Below are 15,925 nucleotides of genomic sequence, written 5' to 3' on the forward strand. Positions count from 1 at the left end.
GGCGCGCGGCGCTGGCCTCGTCGCTGAGCGCGCGGGGAATCACCTATTCGCCGGGCGAGAACCCCGCCGCGCCGGAGCCGTTTCCGCTGGCCATCGCCAGCAACGTGCCCGTGCGGGGCGAGGTGGACAGCCGGCGGTCGCGGCGCGCCAACCTGTACACCTCGTCCGCGCACTACGCGTTCACCCTCACGGAAACGCGCGACGTGAGCATCACGCTCAAGATCGTGGAGGCGCGCGACCCGGCGCACGCGGACCTGGATCTGCTGGTGTTCAACGAAAAGGGCGATGCCGTGGAGCAGTCGGTGGACATCAACGGGGTGGGCGGCGTGGAGCGGGTGGATGCGCGGCTTCCCCCCGGCCGCTACCGCATCGAGGTGCGCAGCTGGAGCAACTCCGAAGACGCCGCCCTCACCAGCCAGACGGCCAACCAGGGCACCTACACCCTCTTTGCCCGCTACTGAAGCCGTAGTGCGCACGAAGAGGCCGCCATCCCGAACCGGGAGGCGGCCTCTCTCATTGTATCCGCGGATCCAGTGCACGGGCGGAATCGCCGTGCAGCCGCCCCGAATTCAGTGCCCCCGGCGTGACTCGAACACGCGGCCTGCGGTTTAGGAAACCGTCGCTCTATCCACCTGAGCTACGGGGGCATCCCCGCCCGCGCATGGGCGGGCGAGCCCGAAAAGGTAAGCACTGGGTGGATTCCGGTCAACGGAGCGCGGCCGGAGATTGGGGATCGGGGCTGCGTCGGCTGCATCAGTGTGGAGGGCGTAGATCGGCGCGTCCGCCTGTCCAGAGCGAATGAATTCGCCGCTGGAAAAGCACGAAGTCCGCCTTCGCGGACTGCGGCGGCGGCATTGGCGCGGGCCGCATACAACGAGCCGTCCGCCGGGTTGGTTGAATCCCCGGGCGTGGGCGCGCCAGCGGCCGAAAGGTCGGGGCGTACCGCTTCAGGGCGGCGGATATCATCCGCTCAGGACACCATCCGCGATGCAACCCGCCGCGACGCATCGGGCGATCCACCGCGCGCAGGTGAAGTCCGCCCGTTCTCCTGTCTACCCCGCGTTTCGCCCCAGCACCGCCGCCACGCGCGCCGCCAGCTCCGAGGGCGAGAACGGCTTGGCGATCAGGTCCGCGTCGCGGCCCAGCCCCAACTCTTCCATCGCCTCGCCCGGATAGCCCGACATGAACAGCACCCGCAGCCCGGGATACCGGTCCGAGAGCTGCCGCGCCACCGTGTATCCGCTCCCGCCCGGCATCACCACGTCGGTGAGCAGCAGGTCCAGCGTGGGCTCGCGGCTCGCCACGTCCACCGCCGCCGCCGCGGACCGCGCCTCCAGCACCCGCATCCCCGCCCGCTCCAGCGCGCGCCGGGCGAGGGTGCGCACCGAGTCCTCGTCTTCCACGATCAGCACCGTGCCGCGCGAGCCCGCCATCGCCCGCGTGGCGGAGGACGCGGCCAGCGAGCCCCCCTCCGCCGGCGCATCCACGATGGGGAGCAGCACGATGAAGCGGCTCCCCGACCCCGGCTCGCTTTCGGCCCACACGTACCCGCCGCTCTGCTTCACGATGCCGTAGACGGTGGAAAGCCCCAGCCCCGTCCCCTTTCCCGCCGGCTTGGTGGTAAAGAAGGGCTCGAACAGGTGCTCCATCACCTGCGGGTCCATCCCCGTCCCCGTGTCGCTCACCGACAGGCGCACGTACCGCCCCGGCGACACGTACGAGGGCACCCCCGGGCGCCCGGCCTCCACGGTCTGCTCCCCCGTGGACACGGTAATCTGCCCGCCCGGCGCCGTGGCGTCGCGCGCGTTCACCACCAGGTTCACGATCACCTGCTCCATCTGCCCCGGGTCCGCGCGCACGCTGGGCACCCGCGGCGCCAGGGCCACAACGAGGTCCACGTCCGCGGAAATCAGCCGCGCCAGCATGCGCTGCATGTCGCGCACGGCGGCGTTCGGGTCCAGCACCCGCGGCTGCAGCACCTGCCGGCGCGAAAAGGCCAGCAGCTGCCGCGTGAGCTCCGCCGCGCGCACCGCCGCCCGGTCGATCTCCGCCACGTCCTCCCGCAGGATGTCGCCTTCCGGAAGGTCCGCCAGCAGCAGCGCGGCGTTGCCACGGATGGCGGTGAGCAGGTTGTTGAAGTCGTGCGCCACCCCGCCCGCCAGCCGCCCGACGGCTTCCATCTTCTGCGCGGCCCGCAGCTGCTCCTCCAGCCGCCGCTGCCCGGTGATGTCGCGCGTCACGGTGGAGATCCCCGTGATGCGCCCCTCCGAATCCGGAAAGGGAGACACCGTCACCGAAACGCGCAGCACCCGGCCGTCGCGGCACAGGCGGTCCGTCTCAAAGTGGTTCACCATCTCGCCGGCGGCGGCGCGCGCCAGCACCGCCCGCTCCTCGCCGTGCAGCTCCGGCGGCACCACCCGCAGGACGCTGGCGCCCACCATCTCCGCCTCCGTCCACCCCAACATGCGCTCCGCGGCGGGGTTCCAGCTCAGCACCGTTCCGTCCAGCGACTTGCTGATGATCGCGTCGCTGGTGGAGCGCACGATTTCCGCCATCCGCCGGGCTTCCTCCTCCTGCCGGCGCCGGTCCGTCGCGTCGCGCGAGGTAACGACGATCCCCACCACCGCGGGATGGTCCAGAAGGCTGGTGACCACGCCCTCGTGCACCTGGAACTCCCCCGTGCGGCTGCGGAACCGGGCCTCCGCCGCGCAGGGGAGCCCCGGGTCGCCGATGGAGGCGCGCAGGATTCCCCGGAAGTACTCCAGGTCGTCCGGGTGCACCAGGTCCAGGCAGCTCGTCCCCACCAGCTCCCCCACCTCCCACCCCATCAACGCCGTGACGGACGGGCTGATGTCGCGGATGACGTAGTCCTCGTCCAGCACGGTGAAGATGTCGGTGGACTGGCGGATCAGGGCGCGGTGGTACTGCTCGCTGTCGCGCAGCGCGATCTCCGCCCGCGTGCGCTCCGTGACGTCTTCGGCAATCCCCACCAGGCGCACCACACCGTCCGCGCCGCGGACCGGAAAGGAGCGGTCGCGCACCCAGCGCGTTTGCCCGTCCGGGCGGATGATGCGGTACTCGCGCGTGGTTTCCCCCGCCAGCCGCTCCTCCAGCGGGCGCCGCGCCTGCGCCACGTCTTCGGGGTGCAGCAGCTCCGCGAAGCGCAGCGGGTGGGCGATGAGGGTGTCGGCCGGCACGCCGAAGATGCGTTCGAACGCGGGGCTCACGTACAGCAGTTCGCCCGTGGGCGAGGCCGTCCAGAAGATGTCGCGGACGTTTTCGGCGATGTCGCGGAAGCGGCGCTCGCTTTCGCGCACGGCCCGCAGGGCGTCGTGCGCCTCCGTGACGTCCTCCACCATCACGATCAGGTACTGCACCGCCCCGTCGTCGCCGCGCACGGCGGAGGCGGTGAGCCGGGCCCGCACCTCGGTGCCGTCCGGGCGCAGGCAGCGCTTCTCCAGCGTGGAATGGTCCGCCTCGCCGTGCGCCACGGCCTGCAGCCGCGCCAGGCTTTCGTCCACGTCGGCGGGATGGGTGAAGGCGGCGAAGCTCATTCCGCGCAGGTCGCCGGGGGTGCGGCCCAGCATGGCGGCCATGGCGGGGTTGCACTCCATCACCCGCACGTCCGGCGCGATGACGCAGATGCCGATGGCGCTGTTCTGGAACATCGCCCGGAACCGGGCCTCGCTCTGGCGCAGCGCTTCCTCGGCCCGGCTGCGCTCGGTGACGTCGCGCTCGGCGGCGATCATCCCCACCAGCGCGCCTTCGTCGTCGCGAAGCCCCACCACCGTGGCGTCCGCCAGCCCCGGCGTGCCGTCCGGGCGGGTGTAGGGGAGCTCGCCGTGCCAGCGGTCCTCGGCGCTCAACGCCTCCAGCAGCCGGCCCGTCACGTCGTCCATCACCTCGGCGCCGTGCACGGCCGCCACCATGCGCCCCAGCATCTCGCCGCGCGACCGGCCGAACATGCGCTCCGCCGCGGGGTTCCAGTCCGCGATGCGCCCCTCGCGGTCGGCCAGGTACACCGCGTCGCTGATGGCCTGAAAGGTGAGGTCGCGGCTGCGGATGGACTGTTCCAGCGCACGCTGCTCGGTCACGTCCTGCAGGCGCGCCACCACGCGGTCGGGCGGCACGAAGCCCAGGGTAACGACCACGCGGGTGCGCGGCCCGGTGCCGCCGGCGCGGAATTCCGTTTCGCGGCGCATGGCCTGCCCGGTGGCGGCGCACTGGCGAATGGCGGCGGCGATCTGCGGCGCGTGGGCAAAGATCGCCTCGGCGTCGCGCCCCAGCAGCTCGTCGCCGTGGCCCGGCGCGCGCGCGGCCTGGTTCAGCGCCTCCAGCACCACGCCGCCGGGCTGCACGTGAAAGACGTAGGCGGGGAGCGGGTCCAGGTCAAAGAGGGAAAGCAGGCGGGCCCGCGCGTGGTCCGCGTCGCGCTCGGCGGCGCGGCGGCGGCTCACGTCGCGCACGATGGCCTGCACCGATCCGTCGGCGAGCACGCGGGCGCTGACCTCCACCTCCGCCGTGCCGCCGTCCCGCCGGCGGATGATCCGCTCGCCCAGCACCGTTTCGCCGCGCGGAAGCGCGTCCAGCGCCAGGGGGCGCTCGGCGAGCTGGTCCGCGTCCAGGATGTCGGAAAGGGTCAGGCCGCGCAGGTCGCCGCCAAAGATTTCCGCGGCGCGGGCGTTGAACTCGCTTACCCGCCCGCGGGCCATGACCACGATGCCGTCCGGCGCCTGGTCCAGCAGCTCGCGGCGGGCGTCCCGCAGCGCGGCGTCGTCCGGATTGCGCATCACCGCGGCGCGCATGCGCCCGGGGCCCGCGCCCTCGCCGCGCTCGCGCACGCGAAGCAGGCGGCCGTCCGCGTGGCGCGCCGTGTACTGCACCGCGTAGCCGTCGCCCTGGCGGGCGGCGCGCAGGCGCACGGCGTCCAGCGCGGCGGCCGCTTCCGGCTCCGCGCCCGCGTCCGGCCGGGCGGACCAGTGCTCCGGCGCGTGGCCCAGGACGGTGCGCACCGCCGCGCCCGCGTACGTCACGCGCACCGCGCCGTCCGCCAGTTCCCCTTCCCAGGCGAACCCCCGCGCCGTTTCGGCCAGCAGACGCTCGCGTGCCGCGGCGCCGTCCGGCGCTTCCCCCTGCTGAATCGGCATTGTTCTCCCGCCGTGCGTGCTCCGGCCGCGCCCACCCCTCCGGCGCGCGTCCGCAACCGAATCTAGCGCGTCGCGGGCCCCGCGTACAATCGCGCCATACCATGCATCCGGCACCGCCGTCCGCCTTGTCCTCTCCCCGGGCCGGCGGCGCGCGCCCCGGTCCCGCGCTCCCCGTCCCCTTCGGCCGGCGCCATCCCCGCGCTGGGGCGCCCGGCCCCGGGCAGTGAGGATGAATCGGCGACTTTGTTCACTTCACGCCAATCGCTGCAAGTTGGCCTGCACCATTTGTTTCGCGCCATGTCATGATACGAGCGCGGCATGGCGGTGTCATCCCCTCACTGGCGCAAACGGCAACAAAGCACCATGCTTGTGTCATGATGACCATGACGAGGGAACCGACGACGCTGGTGGAGCGCACCATGACCGATCCCCGGCCGGGGGCCACGATTCTGGTGGTGGACGACGACGACGGGGTGCGGCGGGTGACCCGCCGCATTCTGGAGCGGCGCGGCTACCGGGTGGTGGAGGCGGCCAGCGGGCCCGAGGCGCTGGACGTGGCCTCGGAGTTCGAGGGCCCCATCGACCTGGTGATCATGGACATCATGATGCCGGGAATGACGGGGAACCAGACTTCGTATCACCTGGCGGAGATCCGGCCGGGGACGCCGCTGCTGTGCGTCTCCGGCCGTCCGGACGCGGCCGAGGTGCGGCTGGGTGTGGCCTCGCGCGCTGCATTCCTTCCCAAGCCGTTCACCCCCGACGAGCTTGCGGACGCGGTGCAGACGGTGCTGCTGGGCGGCGCCGCCTGACGCGCGATCCGCCGGCCGGCCCGCGATTGGCGCGCTCCCCGCACCGGGGGGGCGCGCTTTTTTGTTGTGTGCGTCGGAGGAGGCTGGGTGATTTCGCCCCAACAACGGCGCAAGGCCGCCCCAGACAAACGGGGACTTCACCTGCACGCGGCGGCGGGTTCCGGGGCGGGTGGCGGGGATGGGCTCCGGATCGGTTGAGCGAGTAAACTCGCCGCAACAACAGCTGAAAGCCTCACGGTACGGCTGTGAGGCTGCACTCGCGCGAGGGACGGGCCGGCGCCGACGTTTGGCCCCGCGCCGAACGGCTCCCCCTCTCCCGCGGAGCGGGTGGAGGGGGTTGGGGGGAGGGGGCCTCTCCGAACGCGCCTCGACTGGGCAGAACCGCACCGTTCCGCAGTTCTCCCCTCTCCGCATTTCGCTTCCTGCCAGGAGGAGAGCGGTGAGGGGCCCGGGGGGCCACGGACGGAGCGCGTCCGCAGCCTCCCTGAGCGGATGAATCCGCCGCTCGGACAGCGGTAAGCCCCGACCCGTGGCCGCTGTCGCGTCCACGATCGGGGCTTCAACCAACCCGGCGGACACCCCGGCGTGTGCGGCTCACACCGATGCTGCCGCCGCAGTCCGCGCAGGCGGACTTCGTGCTGTTCCAGCGGCGAATTCATTCGCTCTGGACAGGCCGCCACGCCGGGCTTCGCATCCCACGCCGATGCATCCGCCGCAGTCCGCAAAGGCGGACTTGCGCGCCGTTGTTGCCGCGGCGCCGCGGCTTCAGTCCCACCCTGCACTCCGCAGCAACCGTATCAGCCACACGCCTGGCGGGAACCCCTGTTCCCCCCGGATGCCGGGATTTGCGGGGGGAGGCGCGGTCCGGAATTCACCGCTTTTCCCCGCCTGACCATGACGACCTTGTGCCGGCTCCGCCCTCCCGGAGAGCCGCGACCCGTGGAGGGCGCCGGCGGCCCCGTGCTGCTGGACGACCGCCTGCGTACGGTGCTGTCGCCCCATGCGCGCCTGCTGTCCCTGTACGACCAGGGCATCTTCTGCGAGGGCCCGGTGTGGTGGGCCGCGCGCAACGTGCTGGTGTGGAGCGACATCGAGGGCCGCCGCGTGATGGCGTGGCGGCCCGACGGCGCCGTGGACGTGCTCATCGACGCAACGCCGTTCATCAACGGAAACGCTGTGGACCGCGACGGCACGCTGCTGCACTGCGAGCATGGCCGCCGCGCCGTCACCTGGTGGCCGGGAACGGGGCATCCGGTGATCCTCGTGTCGCACTACCAGGGCCGGCGCCTCAACTCGCCGAACGACCTCGTCGTGGGGCCGGATGGCGCCATCTGGTTTACCGATCCCACGTTCGGCATCCGCAACCCCCGGCAGGGCTGCCCCGCCGAGCCGGAACTGGACCATCGCAGCGTGTACCGCTACGACCCGCGCGGCAACACGCTCACCCGCATGGCGGACCTGGAGCAGCCGAACGGCCTCGCGTTTTCGCCGGACGGGCGCACGCTGTACGTCTCCGACACGGCGGACGGCTCCGGCGGAAGCACGCACGAGATCGTGGCATTTGACGTAGGCGCGGACGGCGCGCTGACCGGCCGCCGCGTGTTCCGCGTGATCGAGCCCGGCGTGCCGGACGGCTTCTGCGTGGATGCGCGGGGCTGGGTGTGGACGAGTTCCGGCAACGCCGTGCAGATCTTTTCCGCCGAAGGTGAGCCGCTGGGCACCATTCCCACGCCGCACACCTGCTCCAACGTGGCGTTTGGCGGGGCGGATGGCCGGCGCCTGTTCATCACCGGCGAAGAAAGCCTCTGGGCCATCGACCTGCTGGGATAACGGACGCGCGGCGGGTCGGTGATTCGCCGCCCCGGCGCCCTCCCGCACGGGAGACGAATCGAACGACATGCAGTTGAAGCCCCGAACGGCGCCTGTGGGCGTCGTGTCGGGGCTTTCCGCTGTCCGAGCGGCGGATTCATCCGCTCAGGGAGGCCGGGGATGCGTATCGGTGCGGTTCTGCCTGGTCGAGACGCGTTCGGAGAGGCCCCCTCCCCCAACCCCCTCCACCCGCTCCGCGGGAGAGGGGGAGCCGTTCGGCGCGGGGGCCGGCGTCGGTGTGCGCCCAGCCGCCGAAGGCCCCACCCCCGGCCTCCCGCTCCCCTTCTGGCGCAAGCGAAACGCGGAGGAGCGAGAATTCCCACCGGATTCGCCGCCGCGCAGGTGCAGCCTCACAGCAGTACCGTGAGGCTTTCAGCCGTTGTTGCGGCGAGTTCACTCGCTCAGCGAGGCCCCTCCCCGTGCAAACTGCGCACGAAGAGGGGAGAACGACATCGGAACCCTCCGCCGGGTGCAGGTGAAGTCCCCCCGTCCGTTTGGGGGGACTTTCCGCCGCTGTTGCGGCGAATTCACTCGCTCAGCCTCTCCCAGTTCCCCCAGGCTCCCCCAGCGTCCCTCAGCCTCCCCCACCTGCCCTCTGTCGAATTTCCGAACGCCCCTGCACTGTCCGGAAATCCTACACATCCCTGAAAGCATCAGCAATCATGCGGCTTTCCCGCGAGCCGCCCATCCCCCGTGTACGAAATCCGCACAATCTCCACCCCCCGCCGGAAACACATCATCACCCGCAACCATCGACCAGACAACGACTTACGAAAGGAAGTGCATCGGGTACGCCCTTCGCCTTGGGGGAGGCCGTGAGAACGCGGCCTCTGCGCCGCGAGAGATGTCCCTCCGCAAGCAGGAGAAACTCCCGATGAGCAAGCACCAGAAGAAGGCCGCCCTTCGCACCGCGCTGCAGGCCCTCACGGCCACCATGACCTGCGTGGCCGCGGCGTACGCCGGCCTGCTGCTCTGATCCACCGGCAACGCCCGCGCACCGGCTCCGCATCATGCGCAGTCTTTTCGCAGCCGCCATCGCGGGCGCACTTGCCGCCGCCGCACCGGCCTCCGCCCAGAGCGGAAGCATCGGGGTGTCGCTGACCATCGTACAGCCCGCCGCCGCGGAGATCGCGCCCGCGCTGCGGCTGCGCTCCGGCCGTGACGGCCTGGACGTGAGCGCCGACCTGCGCATCCGCGGCGCCGCCGTGGTGGGCATTGCCGCCCCGGCGACGGAGGCGGCGGACGGGGCCTGCTCCGCCTGGCGCGCCGAACCCGTGCGGACGGGCGCCACGGACGCCGTTTCGGTGCGCACCCGCTGCGCGCCTCAGGCCGGCTCCGCCCCGCGCACCACGCGTGCGCCCATGGTCATTACGCTCGCCACCAACTGAACGCCCCTCCCGGCACACTCACCAGATCTGATCATGATGTTCACCGGACGCATCCTCGTCGTCAGCGACCGCCCCGAAGTGGTGGACGAACTGGAGCCCATCATCCGCGGCGCCTCGCACCTGGCCAGCGTGGTGCCCGACGGCGGGCAGGCCATGCACGTGCTGGAGGAGGGGCTGGTGCCCGACGTAGTCATCACCGATCTGGGGTGTGAGCGCTCGTTCGAGGAAATTGGCTACATCCGCCGCTTTCGCGACCTGAACCGCGCCGGCTGCCACATCGTGGTCACCGAGCCGGGCGCGCCGTTCAGCCGCGGGGGCATCGCGGGCGACGACCGTTTTTCAGTCATGCCGAGGCCCTTTGACGCGGAGACCGTCCGGGTGCAGATCAAGGAGGCGGTAAGCCGCGTGGAGCGCGAGATCAGCGCGCTGCGCTCGGAGACGTGGCGCTCGATGGACCGTCTGCGTCGCGAAGTGAGTGACGCCCGGGGCGAGATGATCCAGGCGCTGGCGCTCACCATCGCCGCGCGCGACCGGTACATGTACGGGCACTGCCAGCGCGTGGCTGACATGTGCGACAAGATGGCCATCGTCCTGAAGCTTTCGGACGAGAAGCGGCGCCTGCTGGAGTCGGCCGCGCAGCTGCATGAGATCGGCAAGATCTCCGTGCCCATTGAACTGCTGCAGAAGACGACGCCGCTGAACGACGAGGAGCTGCAGACCATTCGCGCGCACGCCCGCGTGGGCGCGGAGATCGTGCGGGGCGTGCCCTCGCTCAAGCCGCTGGCGGCCATGATCGAGCACCAGGGCACCAACCACGAGGACCTGTGCGCCATCGTGCCGCCCACCGCGCCCGATCACCTGCTCATCGCGGTGCTGCGCGTGGTGGACGCGTGGGACGCCATGACGTCGGAGAGGTCGTACCGCGGGGCCATGCCGCGCGAGTACTGGGAGCCGTTCCTGCGCAACGGCGCGGGGACGCGCTTTCACCCGGCGGTCGTCCACGCGCTGTTCCGGGTGCTGGGTGAGGAGTAGGCGTGGAGAGGGTGGAGGAAGTTGCGGGCACTGGGCCCTGAGCACCGGGCACTTCCGTTCCACTTTCGTACTTTCGTACTTTCGTACTGCTTTTCGGGCGTGCCCCTCCGCTGCGCTCCGGGTCGGGCTTCGCGCGCCGTAAGGCACGATACAACTGTGCCTAACGGCGCCGAGCCCCCTCCGTTCCGGGGCAACGATACGGCTGTTGCCCCTCCACTCCGGGCTCTCGGCCCTCCGGGCGCGAATCCCTCACGCAACCGCGGCATCCGCCGCTAACAAACGAGCCCCGCGCCGTCGCGCGGGGCTCGTTCTGTTTCGCACGCCGCATTCGGCACCGGACTTCATCGCGTCCGCCAAGGGCAGCCTCACCGCAGAATCGTGAGGCTTTCAGCCGTTCTTGCGGCGGCTTCAGTCGCTCCGCAGGCCGCGGACGATGCGGGCGGTGGTGACGGCCTGGCCGGTGTGGCGCTGCGTGTGCTCCGCGGCGTGAAACAGCAGGCCCAGCACGTTGCTGGGAAGCTGCTTGCGCCCGATGCCGCGGTACTCCAGCAGCCAACCGAGCGGCGTGGCGCGGATCTGCGCCAGCGCCCGCTCCACCTGCGCGTACAGGTGCGCGAGCAGCGCCGCGGCGTCTCTGGGCGGATCGCCGGGCTCCTGCTCGGCGGAGAGATACGCGAACTGCTCCGGCGACAGCGCTTCGTTGCGTGCGTAGGTCAGCAGCCGGTCCAGGCTTCCCGCCGCGTGCGCGATGTGAAAGCCCACGGACGCCGCGCCTCCGGGCTGGCTCCACAGCAGCTCGACGGAGAGATCTTCCGCCGCGCGCCGCATGTCCTCCGCCGCGCCGATCAGGGCGTGCGCCGCCGGCATCAGCAGCGGCTCCACCCCCGGCACCGGCCCCCGCATCCACGCTTCCGGCTGCTGCTCCATCGCTTCTCCTGTATGTGCGCTACGCAAAGCTCCGCGTGACCAGCGGAGTTGGAACGGGCGGAAAGTAGATCCTTCGTCGGCGCCAGATCGCGGTGCGGCGAAAGCTTCGGTCGGCGCCTCCTCAGGATGACAAGTCTTTGGCGTGGTACAGGTTACGCGCGGCCCAGACAGGCGGAGGCGCTTGATCTTGTGGGCGCACATCGATGCCGCGGATGCAGTCCGCGAAGGCGGACTTCGTGTGGTTCGAGGCGCGGTTTCAACCGCCGGAGCGGAGCCCGCGGTGCGCACCAAACCATCCCTCGCGCCGAACGGCTCCTTCTCACCCGCTTGCGAGGTGCGGGGCTGCGGGCGAGACCTGCGTCCGCATGCAGCTCCTTCTCACCCGCTTGCCAGGTGCGGGGCTGCGGGCGAGACCTGCGTCCGCATGCGCAAACGCGGCACGACGCCCCACACTGCTGCTGGGGTGTGCCCCCTCTCCCACATCTGTTCGTGGGAGAGGGTGGCGAGCGTTAGCGAGCCGGGTGAGGGCCACACCGTCCGCCGCGCCACCACCGCCGCTCACAACCGCCCTCGCCACCCGTCATCACCCGATCAGCCCGCTCGCGATCTACGAAATCCGCCGCGCCACCATCCCCAGCAGCGTATCGCGCTCGTTGAGCGACGGATCGTCCGTCACGCGCTCCAGCAGATCCCGCAGGATCTCGCCGTACAGGCGCCCCGGCGGCAGCCCGAGCTGCCGCAGCTCCGTCCCGCCGATGGCCAGGTCGCCGATCTCCAGCGGCGTCCGGCGCCGCACCTCCGCGCGCGCGCGGCGCCAGAGCGCGGCCGTATCCCGCCGCGCGTCCTCATCCGCATCGTACGCGCGCAGATCCGCGATGCGCAGGCGAACGACGTCGGGCAGGTACCTCGGGCCGATGCGCCGCAGCCAGCGGCGCAGCACCGGATCCGGCACGTCGGCGCGGGGCGCGGCCTCGTGCTGCGCCACCAGGTGCACCGCGGAATCAATCTCCGCGTTGCTGAACTTGAGCCGGCGCATCACCGCGTCCGCCGTGGCCGCACCCGCGGCGGCGTGGTCGGGAAAGCCCCCCCGCTCCGTGCGCGTCCGCGGCTTGCCCGCGTCGTGCAGCAGCGCGGCCATGCGCAGCCCCGCGCGCGCGGGAGAAATCGCGTCCACCACGCGGAGCGTGTGCGTCCACACGTCCTCATCCCCCGCCCCGTTCGGCACGCCCACGCACGCTTCCAGCTCCGGAAGCAGCACGCGCAGTACGCCGCACTCCTGGTACATCCGCAGCGCCACGGAGGGCGGATCCACCTGCCGCAGCACCTTCAACAGTTCCTCGCGCACCCGCTCGGCGGACAGGTGCACCAGCTCCGGCGCGCACGCCCGGGCCGCCTCCCACGTCGCCGCGTCGATGCGCATCCCGAAGCGCCCGGCGAACCGCAGCGCCCGCAGAACGCGAAGACGGTCCTCGCGAAAGCGCTCCGCCGGGTCGCCCACGGTGCGCAGCACGCCGGCGCGCAGGTCCGGCACGCCCCCGTGCGGGTCGCGCAGCTCGTGCGTGAGCGGGTGCCACGCGACGGCGTTGATGGTGAAGTCGCGCCGCTGCAGGTCCTCCTCCACCCGGTCGGCGAAGGTGACACGCGCGTGCCGCCCGTCCGTTTCCACGTCGCGGCGAAAGGTGGTGGCCTCGTACATCACCCCGTCGCGCCCCAGAATGCCCACCGTTCCGTGCTCGACGCCGACGGGAACCGTGCGCTTGAACAGGCGGCGCATGTCGCCCGGGCGCGCGGCCGTGGCGAGGTCCCAGTCCTTGGGATGGCCGCCCGCCAGCGCGTCGCGCACGGCCCCGCCCACCGTCCACGTGTCAAACCCGGCGTCGATCAAACGCCGCGCGATCCACACCATGTCGTGCGGCGGGCGCAGGTCGGGAAGCGCCCCGGAATCCGCCGTGCCCGTCACAGAACAACCGTTTGCGCACGCACCTTCGTAGCAGTCATGCAACTCCGTATTGGGGAACGACTTGGCGAGATCGGAAATCGGCGTTATCTTTTGCGGTCCACACCGCCCGCCTTTCTCCATCGGATCTGCCCATGACCACTGCCGAACTGCTCGACTCCTCTGCCGCCACCCCCGAGTTCCGCGAGGCGATGCACCAGTTTCTTCGCGACGGCAGGGCCAGCGAGCGGATCCGGTTCGGCTACGGCTGCCCGTCGGTCAAGGTGGAGCGGGCGCTGCACAAGGCGCTGGTAGAATACCGGGCGGTGCCGGTGGAATCAATTGAAGTGGTCGCCGCGTCGGGCTGCGAGTACTTCCGTGGGCAGATGACGGTGCGCACCGCGTCGGAAGAAACGCACGTCTCCTTTCACTGGGACTGCAAGTGGCGCGCGGAGCAGGAAGGCTGGCGCGACTGGTTCGGCTTTCCCGACCAGGCCCGCGCCGCGCGCGAGTTCGGCTGGGACTGCTTCCGCTCCTGGGAGGTGGAGCCCCGCGACGCCCTGGTGATGCAGGCGCGCACCGCCGCCCCGCTCACCGTCGACGCCACCTTCGGCTGACACGATCCGCGCCACCCGCCATCACAACGGGCCGCCCTTGCCGGGGCGGCCCGTTCTGCATGCCGCGGTAGGGGAAGGAGACGGGCTCTGGCCGTGGCGCGGCAGCGGACGAGGAACCGCGGTGGGGCCCTGCCGCCGTGCCTGGCCGACATCCAGCTCGCTCCGCGAAAGCCGGCGCTCGCCAGCGCTCGTATTCTGCCCTCCCGTACGGCATTCTGCGAGACCGCCGGGCAACCCTGGACGAAAACATTTCCGGCTTCTGATCCTTTTTTCCTCCCCCGGGACGCCGCCGCTGTCATCCTCCTCCACCACGGGCGGACATCTTGACCCAGCCCAGGCCTCGCAATTCCGGGCACAAACGCCTGCGGGCACTCATCTTCTGCCATCGGCAGCACCATCCAACCACCGCGGCGCGCGGCAGGGAGAAGGCGCCCGGGCGCTGGAGGACGGGAAGGCACCAAGCGTGCGGATATGTTTCCCGACACGTTGTGACGCGCGGATCTGCCCTACGCCCCCGCCCGGCCCCTTCCCTTCTGGAGAACTCGATGATTCAGGTGACCAACGCCTTCGGCACGCGTTCCGTGCGCGTGGCCGGAGCCGGGGCCTACGTGCCCCCCCGCGTAGTAGACAACGCCAGCATCACCCAGGCGATCCCCGGCTGGTCCGCCGACTGGATTTCGGAAAAGACCCAGATCCGCGAGCGGCGCTTTCTGTGGGACCTGGACGCACGCACCGGCGTGACCACCGCCCCGGCGGACACGGGCCAGCCCCTGTGCAACACCGACATGTGCGAGGCCGCCCTGCGCCGCGCCATGCAGATGGCCGGCCTCGAGGGGAGCGAGCTGGACGCCGTGTTCATCGTCACCTGCACGCCGGACCGCGTCAACTTCAGCTACGACGCCATGGAAGTGCACCGCCGCGTGGGGTGCCGCCCGGATTGCTACGCCATGCTTGTGGATGACGGCTGCGGCGGGACCCCGTACGTGATGGACCTCGTGTACAAGATGATCCGCGGCGGCGCCATCAACACCGCCGCGGTCATCGGCAGCGCGTTCACCTCCGCGCTGGTGGACCGCGACGTGTGGACGGGCGACGTGGAGCCCTCGCCCGGCCGCAAGCGGCTCCCCGCGGCCTTTGGCGCCTACGTGTTCGGCGACGGCGCCGGCGCCGTCATTCTGCGCGGCGACGGGCAGCCCGGCCAGGGCATCGTCTCGTCCATGGCGGGGAACGATTACCTGCAGCTCGTCATCCGCCGCGCCGGCGGGATCGAGAACCGCGTGAGCGGCATGCAGAACCCGGCGGATCAGGCCTTTGTGGTGGACGGCCAGCTGGTGGCGCGCTCGTACCCCACGTACATGAACGCCTGCATCGCCGGCGTGCTGGCGGACCGCCCCGAGCTGCGCGACAAGGTGCAGCGCTACTACTTCCACCAGCCCAACAAGCGGCTGATGGACCACTACGTCCGCCAGGCCGGCCTCCCCGCGGACCGCGTGGCCTGCAACGTGGACCGCTACGGCAACACCTCCGCCGCCGGCATGCTCATTCTCCTGGCCGAAGACCTGGAGCAGGGTGTGGTGAGCCTGGGGAGCGGCGACCTCGTCCTGATTGCCGCGGTCGGCGCCAACGTGCACTACGGCGCGCAGCTCATCCGGCTGTGATTCGCCTTCTTTTCCATCCCACACAAGGACCTCCGTCGATGACCATTCGTCCGTTTGCCGCCCTCGCGTTCCTCGCCCTCGCGGCCGCCTGCAGCGACGCCCCGGCGGGCATGCAGCGCCCCTCCGCCGACCTCGCGCTGGCGGGTGCCGGCGCCGACCAGGTGCAGGCGAGCGCCGAAACCGCCGGGGAGCCCGCCGTGCTCCGCTTCCGCTCCGTGGAAGACGCGGACTTTCCCGCCGACCGCGCCGTGTGCACAGCGGCGCCGTTCACGCCCAACGTGTACCTGGGCGCGTCGCTCTGGTCGGAGGCCACCGCCGCCAGCGGCGCCCGCGTGGTGAACAACCGGGTGCGCCGCATCGGCCGCGCCACGGCGTGCCTGCGCATTACCGACCCCACCTTTCCCCCGGGGCTGCCGCAGCAGTTCTTTGTCCGCTTCGACACGCCGGAAGGCATCTTTACCGCCAACGGCGCCTGCACCCTCATCAGCAACGACGTGCCGGAGCGCGGGCTGGTGCTGGGCGGCTGCCACCTGCGCATCGTG

General features: G+C 71.2%; 10 protein-coding genes, 1 tRNA gene and 1 pseudogene. 8 read left to right on the forward strand and 4 right to left on the reverse strand.

Translation table 11 applies throughout. The annotated features are described in order from the left end of the window. Positions 1-461 (forward strand): hypothetical protein (locus VF665_RS19565; protein WP_331055147.1); only part of this gene is annotated, 461 nt, incomplete at its 5' end. A 112-nt stretch (positions 462-573) separates the two neighbouring features. Here the strand turns inward: VF665_RS19565 and VF665_RS19570 are convergent. After that, positions 574-647: transfer RNA gene (locus VF665_RS19570), tRNA-Arg, on the reverse strand. A 405-nt stretch (positions 648-1,052) separates the two neighbouring features. Then, positions 1,053-5,147: a PAS domain S-box protein gene (locus VF665_RS19575; RefSeq protein ID WP_331055148.1), complete on the reverse strand. Its 4,095-nt coding sequence runs from the start codon at positions 5,145-5,147 to the stop codon at positions 1,053-1,055. A 383-nt stretch (positions 5,148-5,530) separates the two neighbouring features. Here VF665_RS19575 and VF665_RS19580 point away from each other — a divergent pair, with 383 nt between their 5' ends. From VF665_RS19580 to VF665_RS19595, 4 genes are all read left to right on the forward strand, one after another. Beyond that, the gene (locus VF665_RS19580; RefSeq protein WP_331055149.1) at positions 5,531-5,956 is read left to right on the forward strand and encodes a response regulator; all 426 of its coding nucleotides are present in this window, start codon (positions 5,531-5,533) and stop codon (positions 5,954-5,956) included. Positions 5,957-6,850: 894 nt separating this feature from the next. After that, the gene (locus VF665_RS19585) at positions 6,851-7,786 is read left to right on the forward strand and encodes an SMP-30/gluconolactonase/LRE family protein (protein ID WP_331055150.1); all 936 of its coding nucleotides are present in this window, start codon (positions 6,851-6,853) and stop codon (positions 7,784-7,786) included. Between the two features lie 1,049 nt (positions 7,787-8,835). Continuing rightward, positions 8,836-9,213 (forward strand): hypothetical protein, encoded by a 378-nt coding sequence (locus tag VF665_RS19590; protein WP_331055151.1) that lies wholly within the window; start codon positions 8,836-8,838, stop codon positions 9,211-9,213. A 33-nt stretch (positions 9,214-9,246) separates the two neighbouring features. Next, positions 9,247-10,245, forward strand: coding sequence for an HD-GYP domain-containing protein (locus tag VF665_RS19595; protein ID WP_331055152.1), 999 nt, complete (start codon positions 9,247-9,249; stop codon positions 10,243-10,245). 408 nt (positions 10,246-10,653) lie between these two features. Here VF665_RS19595 and VF665_RS19600 read toward each other — a convergent pair whose 3' ends face one another. Beyond that, on the reverse strand, positions 10,654-11,172 hold the full coding sequence (locus VF665_RS19600; protein WP_331055153.1) for a DinB family protein: 519 nt from the start codon (positions 11,170-11,172) through the stop codon (positions 10,654-10,656). 607 nt (positions 11,173-11,779) lie between these two features. Continuing rightward, positions 11,780-13,132 (reverse strand): CCA tRNA nucleotidyltransferase, encoded by a 1,353-nt coding sequence (locus tag VF665_RS19605; RefSeq protein ID WP_331055154.1) that lies wholly within the window; start codon positions 13,130-13,132, stop codon positions 11,780-11,782. A gap of 131 nt (positions 13,133-13,263) precedes the next feature. Between VF665_RS19605 and VF665_RS19610 the strand changes: the two genes are divergently transcribed. From VF665_RS19610 to VF665_RS19620, 3 genes and pseudogenes are all read left to right on the forward strand, one after another. Then, complete coding sequence (locus VF665_RS19610) at positions 13,264-13,725, forward strand: hypothetical protein (RefSeq protein WP_331055155.1); 462 nt, start codon at positions 13,264-13,266, stop codon at positions 13,723-13,725. A gap of 545 nt (positions 13,726-14,270) precedes the next feature. After that, complete coding sequence (locus VF665_RS19615; protein WP_331055156.1) at positions 14,271-15,383, forward strand: 3-oxoacyl-ACP synthase III family protein; 1,113 nt, start codon at positions 14,271-14,273, stop codon at positions 15,381-15,383. A gap of 38 nt (positions 15,384-15,421) precedes the next feature. Further along, a pseudogene (locus VF665_RS19620) lies at positions 15,422-15,925 on the forward strand (hypothetical protein); the annotation flags it as partial.

It is taken from the genome of Longimicrobium sp. (assembly GCF_036387355.1).
In the GTDB taxonomy this organism is placed as follows: domain Bacteria; phylum Gemmatimonadota; class Gemmatimonadetes; order Longimicrobiales; family Longimicrobiaceae; genus Longimicrobium.